Here is a 14151-nt window from a genome sequence, read left to right as displayed (position 1 = left end):
GATTGCAGAACTACTAACCAACCAAACCATGACACGCTGGGGCATTTTAGGACCGGGCAAAATCGCCCATAAGTTTGCGCAGGATCTGATGACCCTGCCCGATGCTGAACTCTATGCGGTAGCGTCGACGAGCCAGGCGCGCGCCGATGCGTTTGCCCAACAATACGGGGCTGCGCATGCCCTCGACAGCTACGAAGGCCTGCTGACCCTGCCCGATCTCGACGTGGTGTACGTGGCCACGCCACACGTGCTGCACCACCAGAATGCGCTCATGCTGCTCGATGCCGGTATTCCGGTGCTGGGCGAAAAACCGTTTGCCATGAACAGCGGGCAGGTGGCCGAAATGATCGGGCTGGCTCGGTCGAAACGCGTGTTTCTGATGGAAGCACTCTGGAGCCGGTTCATGCCCGTGCTGCGTAAAGCCAAAGCCCTGGCCCACGATGGCGCCATCGGTACCATTACGGGCGTACGCGCCGATTTTGGCTTCGCGGCTAATTTTCAGCCCGACGGGCGGCTGTTCAACAAGGAACTGGGCGGGGGCTCGCTGCTCGACATTGGTATTTACCCGCTGTTTTTCTCGTACCTGATGCTGGGCATGCCCCAGCAGCTGAAAGCCAGCGCTATCTTCGGCCAGACGGGCGTCGATGAGCAGTGTGGCATGGTACTGACCTACGCCAATGGTGAACTGGCTATGCTCGACAGTACCCTGCGCGCCAAAACCCCCTGCGAAGCCATTGTGCAGGGAACGGCGGGCCAGATTCGGGTGCATTCGCGCTGGCACGAAACCGAAGGACTCACGCTGGAACGCGACGGTCACGAACCCGAAACCTTCCGCGCCGACCGCGACACCAACGGGTATGATTACGAAGCCCAGCACGTGATGGACTGCCTTGCCCAGGGCCTGACCGAAAGCCCCGACTGGTCGCTGACCGACAGCCAGAACCTGATGACGCTGCTCGATATGGTGCGCCGGGAAATCGGCCTGACCTACGCCTGAGTTGGCTGACTACCCGGCATTTTGGGCCGATGGGCTGGATTCGTTCAGCCCGTCGGCCTTTTCTGTTTACCTTTGCGGCATGACCGACCGATACGCCCAGCGCGGAGTTTCCGCCAGCAAAGAAGACGTTCACAACGCCATTGCCCAGCTCGACAAGGGCTTGTTCCCGAAGGCTTTCTGCAAAATCGTGCCCGATACGCTCGCCGGCGACCCCGACTACTGCACCATCATGCACGCCGACGGCGCCGGTACCAAATCGTCGCTGGCGTATCTGTACTGGCGCGAAACCGGCGACATGAGCGTGTGGCGCGGCATTGCGCAGGACGCTATCGTGATGAACACCGACGATCTGATCTGCGTGGGGGCTACGGGCCCCATGCTGCTGTCGTCGACCATCGGCCGCAACAAGAATCTGATACCCGGCGAGGTCATTGCCGAACTCATCAACGGTACCGAAGCGGTGCTGCAGATGCTGCGCGACCACGGTATCGAAATCTACAGCACCGGGGGCGAAACGGCCGATGTGGGCGATCTGGTCCGGACGGTTATTGTCGACAGTACGGTGGTGGCCCGGATGCGTCGCGATCAGGTGATCAGCAACGACCGCATTCAGGCCGGTGATGTGGTGGTGGGACTGGCCTCGTTCGGGCAGGCGACCTACGAAACCACGTTTAACGGCGGTATGGGCAGCAACGGGCTGACTTCGGCCCGGCACGATGTGCTGGCGCATGACCTGGCCGACCGGTATCCCGAAAGCTTCGATCCCGGTATCGACCGGAGCCTGATCTATAGCGGGTCGCAGGCGCTGACAGCTCCTGTAGCTGGTACCGGTCTGACCGTTGGGCAACTGATTCTGTCGCCCACGCGCACGTACGCCCCCATTGCCCGGGTGCTGCTCGATGAACTCCGTCCGTACATCAACGGTATGGTGCACTGCTCGGGTGGCGCGCAGACCAAAGTGCTGCACTTCGTCGACAACGTACATGTCATCAAAGACAACCTGTTTCCCACGCCCCCCCTGTTTAGGCTTATCCAGGCCGAGAGCGGTACGAGCTGGCAGGAGATGTACAAAGTATTCAATATGGGCCACCGGCTGGAGGTCTATTTACCCGAAACCTACGCCCAGACCGTGATCGACATTGCGCAATCATTCGGGGTTGAAGCTCAGATTATTGGTCGTGTCGAGGCTTTTGCGGGTAAACAAGTTACGATCCAGGGCGAAAACGGAACATTTGTTTATTAAGTAGTTGACAGGTAGGTGGTTTTGGTTATAGATTGGGGCGCTTAACCAGCATCCCACCATGACTTTACGCTACACCATAGCCGCCCTGATGAGCGGCTTGCTCCCCTTTGTGGCCTCCGGGCAAAATTTAAACTTCAAAACCACGGCCCCCGCCTGGGCTGGCAACAATACCAGCAATAATTACACACAGATTGGAACTCCGGCCGTCGATGTGTCGGTGAGTATTGCGAGTGTTGGCGTACAGACCTTCACGCTGGGAACGCCAAAAGGGGTCAGCACCGGATTACAACTGGCCATCGACCTGCCCAACACAACCGACGAAAAGGTCATCACCATCACCTTCGCCCGCAGCGTAATCGGGCTGTCGTTCTCGATCTATGGTATCGACCAGACGGCGTCAGCGCAGGACCGGGTCAGTGTGATTGGCGAACTCAACGGTACGCCCGTGTCGCCCAGCCTGACTCCATCCGCATACGTGAGCGTAGCCGGCAATACGTTCACTGGCTCGGGCGACGATCCGGGCAGCAGCGCGTCGAACGTTGTTTTCGCCACGCACGTCAGCAAGGTCACGATTGTGTTTGGCAGTGGCGCGTCGGCGCCTGCCAACCCTGGCGCGCAGGGCGTTACGCTGGGCCACCTCAACTGGCAGGGGCCACTGCCGGTCGAGCTGATTTCGTTTACGGCCCGGCCTGTAGGCACGCAGGTGCAGCTCGACTGGGCCACGAGCTGGGAGCGCAATGCCGAAAGCTTCTCGGTGCAACGCAGTACCGATCTGGGTGAGTTTACGACGCTGGCCACCCTGCCGGCCGCCGGTACGGTGGAGGGCCGGCGCACCTACCGCTTCGTCGACGCCTTTCCGCTCGACGGCACGGGCTATTACCGGCTCCGACAGGTCGACTTCGACGGGCAGACAACCTATTCCAAACCCGTAGCGGCCAGCCTGACCGACCGGACGCCAGCGCTGGTCGTGCTCGAAAACCCCGTGGCGGCAACGGGTATCCGGGCCGCCGTTCGTAATCTGCCCGACGCCTGCTATCAGCTCATAACGCCCGCCGGCACCGAACTGCCACTCACAGCGGCCCAACAGCCCGACGCCAGCTGGCTGCTCACGGCGGCTCAGCCGGTACCGGCGGGTATGTACCTGCTCCGCGCCGATACCGGGCCCCAGCGGCTGGTGCAGCGATTGCTGATCCGGTAGCCGGCGCGGGCTGGTGTCGGCAGGGATTTATCGCTTATAAATGCCTGCCCACTGGTAAAAAAGTACTACGCTTCGGCGAACTCAGGAGCCTCATCGGCAATGGTTGGTTTGGGTGTTACGCGCGGGGGCAGCAGGCTGTAGAGTACCGGCGTCACAATGCGCGACAGTAACGTGCTCGACACCAGGCCGCCGATCAGTACCCACGCCAGGGGCGAATAAAGCGGATTCCCTTCCTGCGCCAGGGGCATCAGCCCGCCGATCGCCGTGAGCGAGGTCAGCACGATCGGAACGAACCGCACTTCGCCGGCTTCGCGGATGGCTTCGCCCACGCCCATGCCCCCTTCGCGCAGCTGGTTGGTAAAATCGACCAGCAGAATGGAGTTTTTGACCTCAATTCCGATCAGGGCGATGAGCCCGATGATGGCCACAAACGAGAAGGGGTTACTGCTCAGGTAGAGCGCCACGATGGCGCCGATAATGCCGAGCGGAATCACCGACAGCACGATCAGGGTGCTTTTCAGGGTGCCGAACTCCAGAATCAGCACGGCCATGAATCCAAAAACAGTAATCAGGATAATGGTACCGAGCCCGCCGAAGGACTCCTCGCGGCTTTCGAGCTCGCCGGCCGCTACGTAGCGGAAACCCGCCGGCATCCGCAGCTTGTCCAGCTGCTGCAGCACCTCGCCATATACATCGTCGACCAGGTAGCCCGTCCGGACAAAAGCGGTGATGCTTACGTACCGGTCCTTGTCGTAGTGGCGCACCTGATTGGTGCCCGTTTCGAACTGCAGATCGGCCACCTGCCGCAGCGGCACAGCCCCCCCCGTAACGGTATTCACGTAGAGCGTATTCAGGATGGATGGGTCGGTGATACGGCCTTTGGGCAGGGTCACGCTGATGGTGTAGTCGCTGGGGTCGTCGTCGTTGCCGCTGGCGGGCGGGTTGAAGGCTCCCACGTTGAGGCCCGCAATGGCCAGCCGGATGGTGCGGTTGATGTCGGCGATGGACAAACCCAGCAGGCCGGCTTTCTCCTTGTTGATGCGGATGCGGAGATCGGTTTTGCGGTTGGCCAGCGGGTTATTCACGTAGAGCGTACCGGGCGTTCTGGCCAGAACCGCTTCGACCCGGGCTGCCGTGGCCTGCAGCGAATCGAGGTTTTCGCCAAACAGCCGGATGGCAATGGGAGCTTCCTGCGTGGGGCCCTGTTCAAAGTCTTTTACCTCGATTTTTGCATTCGGAAACAAGGCAAAGAGCGAGCGGTAGTGATCGATTAGCGCGCGTTTGCCGGTGGGCTCCACGTCGTAGAGCTGCACAAAAAACTGGGCGAAATTGGTGGACTCGTTGCGCTGGATCACGTTGTAGTAGATCCGCGGATTGCCCCGCCCCACGTTGGTCGTGAAATGCCGGATGGCCCGATCTTGCCGGAGCTTACTTTCGACATAGCGCGCTACCCGGTTAGTTTCGTCGAGGCTGCTGCCCTCGGGCGTTTCAATATTGATTAGAAACTGCGGCTTCTCGGAGGCCGGAAACAGGGCGAACCCCAGCTGTCCCGCCAGCAGCAGGGCGCCCCCGAAAATGCCGGCGGCTACGAGCAGTGTGATGAGCCGGTGGCGCAGGGCCACGTCGAGCAGGCGGCTGTAGGTACCGCTGATGCCGCGTTTGAGCGCCCGCAGAAAAATGTTGCCGTCGGGATTATGGCTATGTTTGAGGAGTCGGCTTGACAGAAAAGGCACAATGGTCAGCGAAACGAGGAGCGAGGCCAGCACGGTGGTGATAACGGCCATCGGCAGCGACCGGATAAAATCGCCCGAACTCTCGGGCAGAAACAGCAGCGGCAGGAACGCCAGGATCAGCGTGGTGGTGCAGCCAATAACGGCCAGCGTGATTTGCCGGGTAGCGCGAATGGCGGCCTCGCGTTTGCCGTAGCCTTCGCGCAGGTAGCGCTCGATGTTCTCGACCACCACAATGCTGTCGTCGACCAGAATGCCGAGGGCCACAATAAGCCCCACAATGCTCAGCTGGTTGATGCTGTAGCCCAGCAGGTCGAGCAGCGACAGGCCGATGGCCAGCGACAGCGGGATGGAGATCATCACCACCAGAGCCGCCCGGAAACCGAGGGGCAGCAGGGTCAGCGAAACGAGCAGAATGGCAATGGCGAAGTCGGTGGCGAAACGCGACAGCCGCTTGTCGACACTGGCGGCCTGATCGAAATTCTTGACCAGTTTGATGTGGGGCGGCAGCGTTTTGGTAAACGACTCGATCACGGGGTTGATCTGCTGGCCCACCTTGCTGATGTTTTCGCCCAGCTTCTGACTGGCCGTCAGCAGTACCGACCGGTGCCCGTCGAGCCGGGTTATGTAGGTGGTTTCTTCGCGCGCCATGGCTACCTCGGCAATGTCGCCCAGCCGGATAATCTTCTGCCCGTTGGTCGATACAATGGTTTGCCGGATTTCGTCGAGCGACTGGTAGGCCCCGGCCGTTTTCACGTTGAACCGGCGCGTGCCGATCTGCAGGCTACCACCCGGAATAGTGGTGTTTTCGCCCTGAATGGCACCCAGCACCCGGTTGGCCGGAATACCCTCCTGCGCCATGCGGTCGATGTTGAGCGACACCCGCACAATACCATCGGGGTAACCCCAGTCGCGTACGTTTTTCAGGCTCTTCACTTTCTCGAGCTGTTTGCGCAGGCGGGTAGCGTAGCGCGCCAGTTCGGCATCCGACGCCACCTCCGACTGCAGCGCCAGCTGCACAATGCTCACGTCGGTGGGCGAGAACTTGTTGATCCGGACATCGAACACGTCGGCCGGCAGTTCGGCACGCAGGGCATTTACTTCCCGAACCACTTCCTGATACTTCTCATCAGGGTCCTGTCCGTACTGATACTGCAGCCGGAACACGGCCAGCCCGTCATCGACATTGGTAATAATGTGTTTGATGTTGTCGAGTTCGTTGAATCGTTTTTCGGCGGGCGTTACGACCAGGTCTTCCATCGAAATGGCGTCGGTGCCGGGGTAGATAACCGCCACGGCAAATTCGGGGGCCGTAAATTCGGGGTCTTCGCCCCGCGGCATGGTCAGCAGCGAGTTGATACCCAACGCGGCCACACCCAGAAAGAGCACCAGCATAAACTGCCAGTTCTTCACGGAAAATTCAGAGAGGTTCATAGAGAAACGGAGTTGAGCCCGCCGGCGGGCGGTCGTTTTACTGAAGCTGTACCGTTGCGTTTTCGGTCAGGAAGGCCGATCCGGCGGTGACCACTGTTTTCTGACCGGCCAGGCCACCCGTCAGCAGCACGTTGCTCCCATCGATGTAGCCAATCTGTACCGGCACTTTCCGGACATGCTTTTTATCGCTCGTGACCACATACACGAAACCGCTGTTTCCATTGCCCTCCACGATGGCCTCAACGGGTACTACCTCGTAGCTGCGCTGCTGGGCCGGCATCAGTGTGACCCGCGCAAACAGCCCCGGTGCCACCCTGGCCGCGCCCGGATTGAGTCGGACTTCGACCTCGTAAAGCTTATTGACGGGATCGGCGGCCTGAGCCAGTTCGCTAACGGTGCCCGTAAACGTTTTGCCGGGATACGCTTCCAGTTGTATGGTAGCCCGGTTGCCCAGCCGCAGCCGTACCCAGTCCTTATCAGAAACCCCCACCCGTACCACCCAGTCGTTGGGTCGGTTGCCCGAAACCAGGTAGACTGAGGCTCCGGGCGCCACAAACTCACCTTCATTGGCCACCCGGCGCGTTACCGTACCATCCACGGTTGCTCTGATCTGGGCGTAGTTGCGGTTAAACTGCGCGATGGTCAGGTTTTGCCGCGCCACGTTGGTGCCGGTGGTGGCGTTCTGCAGTTGCTCAAGCGTCGCGGCCGTGTCGGCGTAGAGCTTGTTGACGCGCCCCAGGTCGCGCTCGGCTTTCTCGCGGGCCAGCGTGGCCTGCATCACCTGCGCATTAATTTCGGTCAGATCGAGTGTGGCCAGCAGCTGCCCTTTCCGGACGGGCTGCCCTTCGTCGACATAAAGCTTGTTGATAATGCCGCCCACCTTGAACGACAGCCGCGCTTCCTGTGCCGACGAGATAAGGCCTGAAGCCACCACCGGCTCAGCGCGTACAACGGTACCGACAGTTGTCAGGGAAACGGGAATAACGGCTTCGTCGGCGGCCGCCGGCCGTTCGGCTGGCGTGTCGGTCGAGTGGCTGCACGAAGCCAGGAGGCCGATGGCGAGCAGCGCATGGAGGTAGTTGAAACGATTCATGGCAAAACAGTGATGGCGTAAAAGCATAAGGGAGTTGGTGCGGAGCCCCGGCGCGGGGCAGGCGTGGTGGCCGATTTAGTCGACGGCCAGCGCCCGGTCGAGGGCGGCCCGTTTCACCAGCACGTCGGTGCGGGCCAGCGATTGCTGCAGCTGGGCGGTGAGCCGGTCGTTCTGAAAACGCAGGTATTCGATCAGGAGCGCCTGCCCGTTGCGGTACTTGCTGTCGATCACGCGAAAGGTCTGGTCGGCGTTGACAACCCCCTGTTGGGTGGCGAGCAGACTCTGGTTGGCGGCCTGCAGGTCGTAGTAGGCCTGCACCACCTGCAGCCGGATCTGTTGCTGCACGTCGCTCATCCGGGTCTGTATCTGCTCGGTCTGAATTTTGGCCTGCTGAATTTTCGATCGTTTCTCGAATCCCCGGAACAGGTCCCACTGCAGGCCTACCTGCGCTACCACATACGCCTGGTTGCTGAAGGTGTAGCCAAAACCCTGAAAGCCGGCGTTGCCACCGATGTACAGGTTTGGAATCCGGGCGTTGGCTTCGTTGAGCCGCACGGCCGTTTGGGCCGCCCGCAGCGAACTGGTCAGCTGCGACAGTTCCTGCCGGTCGTGGAGGGCCGTTTCCTGCAGCGCGTCGAGCGTCGCGGCCGATTCGGGCAGCACCCGCGTCAGCATCGAGTCGACCTCGACAGGTGTCTGCAAATTGCGGTTGAGCAGAACGTTGAGGTATGCCCGGGCCGACTCCCGGTTTTTGGTTGCCATTGCCAGCTGCTGATCCACCTTCGACAGTTCGTAGCGGGCTGAGGTGACGGTTTCACGGGTGGCTACGTTGTTGCTGACGAGTTTTTCGTTGAGCCGGGCCAGTTCGCTCAGCACCCGGCGCCCGTTGTCGAGCAGCTGCTGGGCGTCTAGCGTTTGCAGATACTGGTAGTAGGCCGTGCTGATGGCGTAGCGAATCTCATTTTCGACCACCCGCCGGCGGGCTTCCTGTGCCGACAGCAACTGCTGCTGAATGAGGTAGTTGTACTGGATGTCGGTGTTGAAGAGGGCGTACTGTACCGTAAACTTGGTGTCGTGAAAGTCGTTGGGCGCCAGCAGCTGATTGACGTTGGGGATATTGGTGGGAAAGCGGTCGCTGCCGGTGAGCTGGTTGAGGGTGCGATAGGCCGGGTTGAGCAGGTCGCCCACCGGAAATTCGAGCCGGCGTCCCCCGGCGGCCAGCGAGTACGTGGGATTGAAGGCTAGGCGCGGATAAAACGCCGATCGGGCCTGATTGACCACTTCCTGAACCCGGCTCACATCGAGCGATTCCTGCCGTAGCGTCAGGTTGTTGGCCAGCCCGAGCCGGATGTAGCCGTCGAGCACCGTTGTACGGGGCGCTGGGTTGGCAGGCTGGGCCTGCACACGCCAGCTCAGCAGGATAAGCAGACTAGTGATAATGAGCTTCATGATGCCAGATCATTTAATGAACGTTGTTTAGTGAATGGGTAAAAAAATATCAGAGCCCTCGGCGGATGGTTTCGATGAAGAGCACAAAGGCCTGATTCATCTGCTGTTGCAGGTTGGCTTCGTCGAACATGGTCAATCGCTTACGCAGAAACAGGGCCGTATAGCCATGCACCGCGCTCCAGATCATCAGCGCAGCCGTGGTGGCATCCTGCGTTTTGAACAGACCGGCATCGATGCAGGACTGAACAAGGTCGACCAGCAGCTGGAAGGCCCGAAGCCCATCGTCCCAGGTTTCATCGCGGCAGGTCAGTGCTTCGATGGGCGCGGTCATGATAAACATCAGGTCAAACAGTTCAGGATTGCTGACGGCAAACCGGATGTATTCGGTGCCCATGGCAATGAGCCGCTCAAACGGATCGTCGACACTGGCCAGTGCGGGCTGCATCTGCTCGATCATGGCCCGAAAACCAGCCTGGTGCAGCGCAAACAGCAGGTCGTTCTTGTCTTTGTAGTATAAATAAATGGTTGCCGGACTGTATTCAATCTCATCGGCAATCGTTCGGATGCTTACCTTGTCGAAGCCATGGGCAATGAACAGGCGCTGAGCAGCCTCCAGGATCAGCCGGCGCATCTCCTCCCGTTCCCGCTCTTTTCGCTCTGTGATACCCATGGTGTCTATTTACTTAACGATGCAAACATACTGAACGGTGTTTAGTGAGTCAAGCGTTATGGCCAAAAAAAAGGGCAAGCTGTTTTTTTTTAGGGAGTTAGGGGTGTTGCACTAATCGTCGGCTCCTCTTTGTTATCTAAGTATAAAATGCAGGTATTACCAACCATGAGTGTTAACTGGAGTGTATTGCTGGTGTGGCTTGGCCTGGCCATTGGGTCGGTTCAGGCGCAACCGAACCGGGCCTATGCGCTGGGGGACATGGTGACCGATTTTACGCTCAAAAACGTGGATGGGCGCACCATAACCCTGGCCGACTATAAAGCGCAGAAAGGGCTGATCATTATTTTCAGCAGTAACCACTGTCCGTTTTCGCGCATCTACGAAGAGCGGGTGCAGTCGCTCAATGCGCGGTTTGGGCCACTGGGATACCCCGTGCTGGCCATCATGCCGAATGACCCCACGGCCTACGAAGATGATTCGTATGAGAACATGCAGCGCCGGGCGCGCGAACAAAACTTTGGTTATGCCTATGGGCTCGACGAACATCAGCTCACGGCCCGGCGCTTTGGGGTGATCCGGACACCTCAGGCATTTGTGCTCAAACAGACGGGTGGCCAGTTTGTGCTTGAGTACACCGGCGCTATCGACGATAGCCCGCAGGACCGCGCCGGGGTGCAGCGCCGGTATGTCGACGAGGCCGTCACGAGTTTGCTGGCGGGGCGGCCGGTAGCTTCGCCCATTACCAAGCCCATCGGTTGCGCCGTAATGTGGAAGCCCTGAGCTGGCACAGGCTTTGCAGACGTAATTTCTGTAAATCAAACTACACGCAAACAATGAATAAGCCCCAACTCGTTTTGACCCGCGTAAAGAATATAGCCGGAATGGTTATGGTTGTTGCCTCGCTGGCCCTGCTGCAGGCCTGTGGATCCGACGGTAAGAAAGAATCGCGCACGGAAGATGCGATGGAACAAACCGGCGACGCGATTGAAGCCGATACGAAAGAGGCTACTGCCGAAACCAAAGCTGATATGGAGGCTGCCGGCGACAAAATGGATGCTAAAGCCGAAGAAGCAAGCGCCGATTTCGAGCGGGAGCGTAAGGAAGCTGTGGCTAAAATGAACGTGCAGAAGGACAAACTGGACGCTAAAATCGCCGAAATGAAAGCCGATATCAACCGGCAGGGTGCTAAAGCCAAAGCTGAATCGAAAGAAAGCCTGGCCAAGCTGGAAGAAGAGCGGAAAGAACTGGGTAACGATATCGACAAGGCGCAGAATGCTACGGCGGCTGCTTGGAAAGACGTGAAAGCCGGTTTTAAGCAGGCCGGTAAAAACATCGGCGATGCGTTTGATCGCGCCGGCGACAAGCTGGACAACTAAACAACAGCCGGCATAAGGCTGGCTCGTCTGTTACCAAAACCGGTCTCTACAGGGGGCCGGTTTTTTTTGTGTACCGGGTGGGGTATTTTTTCTACAATGTGTTTCTGAATGACCTCAATTGGCCGGCCGGCCAAAAAAAAACAGAATATACCGCCGATCCATACAAACGCAGCGTGAGGGCGCCCGAATTGGCTTGTATTACAGCAGGAAAACCTGTTATTTTGCGGGCTAAATTGACTGTAAAAAGCGAAATGTCTGTCATTAACAAGATCAGAGAACGTTCAGGATTAGCCGTCGGCGTCATTGCCGTCAGTTTGATTCTGTTCATCGTAGGGGGAGACCTGCTCGGTGGCCGTAGTATGCTGTTTGGTGGAAACCAGCAGGAAGTAGGTGAAATAGCCGGCCAATCCATTGACGTTCAGGAGTTCAATGCCAAAGTTGATCAGCTGCGGGCGCAGTATGAGCAGCAGACGGGTCGGGCACCGGCAGAACAGGATATGGCGCAACTGCGCGAGCAGGCCTGGAATCAGCTCCTCTTCGATATTGCCTACCAGAAAGAATTCGACAAACTCGGTCTGAAAGTATCGCCCGAGGAACTGGTCGACATGGTACAGGGCAATAACATCAGCCCCGCCGTTCGGCAGGCGTTCACCAACCCCCAAACGGGTGTGTTCGACAAAAGCCAGATCATTAGCTACCTGAAAGGCCTCAAAAACCTGCCGCCACAGCAGCAGGCTGCCTGGGCGAGCTTCGAGCAGAACATCAGCCAGAGCCGCCTGCGCGACAAGTACGAAGGCCTGATGCGCCTGTCGAACTTCGCCACCACGGCCGAAGCCCAGAAAGAATACCAGGCGCAGAACACGAAAGCCAACATCAAGTTTCTCTTCGTGCCTTACTACGCCATCAACGATACGACGGTTAAAGTAACCGACTCGCAGCTGCAGGAGTACCTCGATAAGCACAAGGATGAGTATCCGGGTGTGAACAGCCGGTCGATCCAGTACGTGACGTTCTCGGTAGCGCCGTCGAAAGAAGACAGCGCCACACTTTACAACGAAATCAAAACCCTGGCGCGTGGGCTTGGTGCCGCAGCCAACGACTCGTCGTTTGCCCTGCAGAACAGCGACGTTCGGGTGCCGCTTTACATGACGGCCGGCGAAATGCCTGAACAGCTGCGGGCGTCGATCCCGACGTTTGCGCCGGGCGGTATCTACGGTCCATTCCGCGAAGGGAATACGTACTTCATCTACAAGTACGGCGGAACCCGTCGCGACACGAGCTTCACGGCCCGTGCCAGCCACATCCTGATTCGCCCAACGGCACAGACCGACTCGGCTAAAGCCGAAGCGCGTCGGCGGGCGCAGAGCATTCTGGAGCAGATTCAGGGTGGAGCCAGCTTCGAAGCCCTGGCCCAGACCAACAGCGCCGATGGTTCGGCCCAGCTGGGTGGCGACCTGGGGTACTTCAAAAACAATGGCCAGATGGTGAAGCCGTTTGAGTCGGCTGTGTTTGGTGCTTCATCGGCCGGTTTGATTCCGCGGCTAATCGAAACCGATTTCGGGTACCACATCATCAAGGTAACCGAGCCTAAAACGAACCAGCTCTACCGCATTGCCGCCATCGGCAAAACCATTGCGCCGAGCCAGGCTACGCGCGATGAGGCCCTGCGCAAAGCCGATCAGTTCGCGTCGGATGTGCACACCAAGGACGAGTTTGTTGCTAAAGTAAAAGAAGATAAATCGTTGGTAGTAGCCACGGCCGAGCGCATTTCGGAAGGCGCCAGCCAGGTAAACGCCCTGACCGATGCCCGTCAGCTGGTACGGTGGACGTTCGACGATAAAACGGATGTGAACGATGTATCGACTCCGTTTGAGATCGGCGACCAGTACGTGATTGCTGTACTGACCAACAAGACCGATAAAGACAAGGTGCAGGTGAGCGATTACCGCAACGAGCTGACCGCCAAAGTGCGCAACCAGCTGAAAGGCGAGCAGATCATCAGCAAACTGGGCAACGCGTCGGGCTCGCTCGAAAGCATCGCTCAGAAGTATGGTGCCGGTGCGCTGGTCGAAACGGCCGACGACGTGAATCTGGCCACGGGCTTCCTGCGCAGCGCCGGGGTCGATCCGGCTGCCCTGGGTCGCGCATTCGGTCTGAAAGCGGGTAAGCGCTCGAAACCGTTCGCCGGTGAAGCAGGTGTACTGATTCTGGAACCGACCAGCATCACCCCGGCTCCCGCTATTGCCGATTACAGCCTCTACAAAAACCAGATCCAGCAGAACAACAGCGCCCGGACTGGTTTCTACATCAACGAAGCCATCAAGGAAGCGGCCAAGGTTGAAGATAACCGCGCCCGGTTCTATTAATAGCCCGGTGATACGACGAACGAAAAAGCCCCGTCTGCAACAGACGGGGCTTTTTTATGCCCCATACAACGGGGCGGGGCATCGCGGAAAGCGCTCTAGGCTTCGTCTTCGATAACGGTGATGCTGTTGATCTTGTCGCCCTGACGAATCTGGTCGATGACATCCAGCCCTTCGACTACTTTACCGAATACGGTGTGGTTGCGGTCGAGGTGGGCCGTGTTCTGCCGGTTGTGGCAGATGAAGAACTGCGAACCGCCCGTGTTGCGACCCCGGTGAGCCATCGATAGTACCCCCCGATCGTGGTACTGATTGTTGCCGTCCAGTTCACACTCGATGGTGTAGCCGGGGCCACCCGCACCGGTGCCGGTAGGATCGCCACCCTGAATCATGAAGTTCGGGATAACGCGGTGAAACATAACCCCATCGTAGAATCCTTTCTGGGCAAGCGAGATAAAGTTGGCAACGGCTTTCGGCGCGTCCTTGTCGAAGAACTCGATCAGCATCGTTCCCTTATCGGTATTCATTTGTGCCTTTGGCATGACTAAACGGATTGTTGTTGTGGTACAAAATTACGACGAAAGAATAACTTCTGTCA

11 protein-coding genes are annotated in these 14151 nt (G+C 58.7%); 6 read left to right on the top strand and 5 right to left on the bottom strand.

Features of this window, described 5'->3' with window-relative positions; all coding sequences use genetic code 11:
- The first annotated feature begins 28 nt into the window (after positions 1-28).
- The 3 genes from ACYVAC_RS05375 (at position 29) to ACYVAC_RS05365 (ending at position 3438) form a co-directional block, all read left to right on the top strand.
- Positions 29-997 carry a Gfo/Idh/MocA family protein gene (locus ACYVAC_RS05375; RefSeq protein ID WP_461096574.1) on the top strand — a complete coding sequence of 323 codons (969 nt, stop codon included), beginning with the start codon at positions 29-31 and terminating at the stop codon, positions 995-997.
- A gap of 79 nt (positions 998-1076) precedes the next feature.
- Positions 1077-2240, top strand: coding sequence for an AIR synthase related protein (locus ACYVAC_RS05370; protein ID WP_461096573.1), 1164 nt, complete (start codon positions 1077-1079; stop codon positions 2238-2240).
- Positions 2241-2298: 58 nt separating this feature from the next.
- Positions 2299-3438, top strand: coding sequence for a hypothetical protein (locus ACYVAC_RS05365; RefSeq protein ID WP_461096572.1), 1140 nt, complete (start codon positions 2299-2301; stop codon positions 3436-3438).
- A gap of 65 nt (positions 3439-3503) precedes the next feature.
- On the opposite strand, the gene ACYVAC_RS05360 is transcribed toward ACYVAC_RS05365, so the two are convergent.
- From ACYVAC_RS05360 to ACYVAC_RS05345, 4 genes are all read right to left on the bottom strand, one after another.
- Positions 3504-6602, bottom strand: a complete 3099-nt coding sequence (locus tag ACYVAC_RS05360) for an efflux RND transporter permease subunit (RefSeq protein WP_461096571.1) — start codon at positions 6600-6602, stop codon at positions 3504-3506.
- A gap of 37 nt (positions 6603-6639) precedes the next feature.
- The gene (locus ACYVAC_RS05355; protein WP_461096570.1) at positions 6640-7695 is read right to left on the bottom strand and encodes an efflux RND transporter periplasmic adaptor subunit; all 1056 of its coding nucleotides are present in this window, start codon (positions 7693-7695) and stop codon (positions 6640-6642) included.
- A 75-nt stretch (positions 7696-7770) separates the two neighbouring features.
- Positions 7771-9144 (bottom strand): TolC family protein, encoded by a 1374-nt coding sequence (locus tag ACYVAC_RS05350; protein WP_461096569.1) that lies wholly within the window; start codon positions 9142-9144, stop codon positions 7771-7773.
- 49 nt (positions 9145-9193) lie between these two features.
- Entirely contained in the window at positions 9194-9814 is a 621-nt protein-coding gene (locus ACYVAC_RS05345; RefSeq protein WP_461096568.1) for a TetR/AcrR family transcriptional regulator, read from the bottom strand.
- A 147-nt stretch (positions 9815-9961) separates the two neighbouring features.
- On the opposite strand from ACYVAC_RS05345, the gene ACYVAC_RS05340 reads away from it, so the two are divergent.
- The 3 genes from ACYVAC_RS05340 to ACYVAC_RS05330 all read left to right on the top strand — a co-directional run bounded on the left by ACYVAC_RS05340 (position 9962) and on the right by ACYVAC_RS05330 (position 13556).
- The gene (locus ACYVAC_RS05340; RefSeq protein ID WP_461096566.1) at positions 9962-10594 is read left to right on the top strand and encodes a thioredoxin family protein; all 633 of its coding nucleotides are present in this window, start codon (positions 9962-9964) and stop codon (positions 10592-10594) included.
- Positions 10595-10647: 53 nt separating this feature from the next.
- Entirely contained in the window at positions 10648-11190 is a 543-nt protein-coding gene (locus ACYVAC_RS05335) for a sll1863 family stress response protein (protein WP_461096565.1), read from the top strand.
- Between the two features lie 251 nt (positions 11191-11441).
- On the top strand, positions 11442-13556 hold the full coding sequence (locus tag ACYVAC_RS05330; protein WP_461096564.1) for a peptidylprolyl isomerase: 2115 nt from the start codon (positions 11442-11444) through the stop codon (positions 13554-13556).
- A gap of 95 nt (positions 13557-13651) precedes the next feature.
- Here the strand turns inward: ACYVAC_RS05330 and ACYVAC_RS05325 are convergent, their stop codons facing one another.
- Positions 13652-14095, bottom strand: a complete 444-nt coding sequence (locus tag ACYVAC_RS05325; RefSeq protein ID WP_461096563.1) for a peptidylprolyl isomerase — start codon at positions 14093-14095, stop codon at positions 13652-13654.
- Positions 14096-14151 lie beyond the last annotated feature (56 nt).

Source organism: Spirosoma luteolum, assembly GCF_054778875.1.
The sequence above is the reverse complement of the archived record's forward strand: the minus strand, read 5'-3'. Positions and strand labels throughout refer to the sequence as shown.

Excerpts from the sequence above, each read along its gene's own strand:
- ACYVAC_RS05360 (WP_461096571.1), bottom strand. The coding sequence starts at position 6,602 with ATGAACCTCTCTGAATTTTCCGTGAAGAACTGGCAGTTTATGCTGGTG.
- ACYVAC_RS05355 (WP_461096570.1), bottom strand. The coding sequence starts at position 7,695 with ATGAATCGTTTCAACTACCTCCATGCGCTGCTCGCCATCGGCCTCCTG.
- ACYVAC_RS05370 (WP_461096573.1), top strand. The coding sequence starts at position 1,077 with ATGACCGACCGATACGCCCAGCGCGGAGTTTCCGCCAGCAAAGAAGAC.
- ACYVAC_RS05340 (WP_461096566.1), top strand. The coding sequence starts at position 9,962 with ATGCAGGTATTACCAACCATGAGTGTTAACTGGAGTGTATTGCTGGTG.
- ACYVAC_RS05375 (WP_461096574.1), top strand. The coding sequence starts at position 29 with ATGACACGCTGGGGCATTTTAGGACCGGGCAAAATCGCCCATAAGTTT.
- ACYVAC_RS05330 (WP_461096564.1), top strand. The coding sequence starts at position 11,442 with ATGTCTGTCATTAACAAGATCAGAGAACGTTCAGGATTAGCCGTCGGC.
- ACYVAC_RS05350 (WP_461096569.1), bottom strand. The coding sequence starts at position 9,144 with ATGAAGCTCATTATCACTAGTCTGCTTATCCTGCTGAGCTGGCGTGTG.
- ACYVAC_RS05335 (WP_461096565.1), top strand. The coding sequence starts at position 10,648 with ATGAATAAGCCCCAACTCGTTTTGACCCGCGTAAAGAATATAGCCGGA.
- ACYVAC_RS05345 (WP_461096568.1), bottom strand. The coding sequence starts at position 9,814 with ATGGGTATCACAGAGCGAAAAGAGCGGGAACGGGAGGAGATGCGCCGG.
- ACYVAC_RS05365 (WP_461096572.1), top strand. The coding sequence starts at position 2,299 with ATGACTTTACGCTACACCATAGCCGCCCTGATGAGCGGCTTGCTCCCC.
- ACYVAC_RS05325 (WP_461096563.1), bottom strand. The coding sequence starts at position 14,095 with ATGCCAAAGGCACAAATGAATACCGATAAGGGAACGATGCTGATCGAG.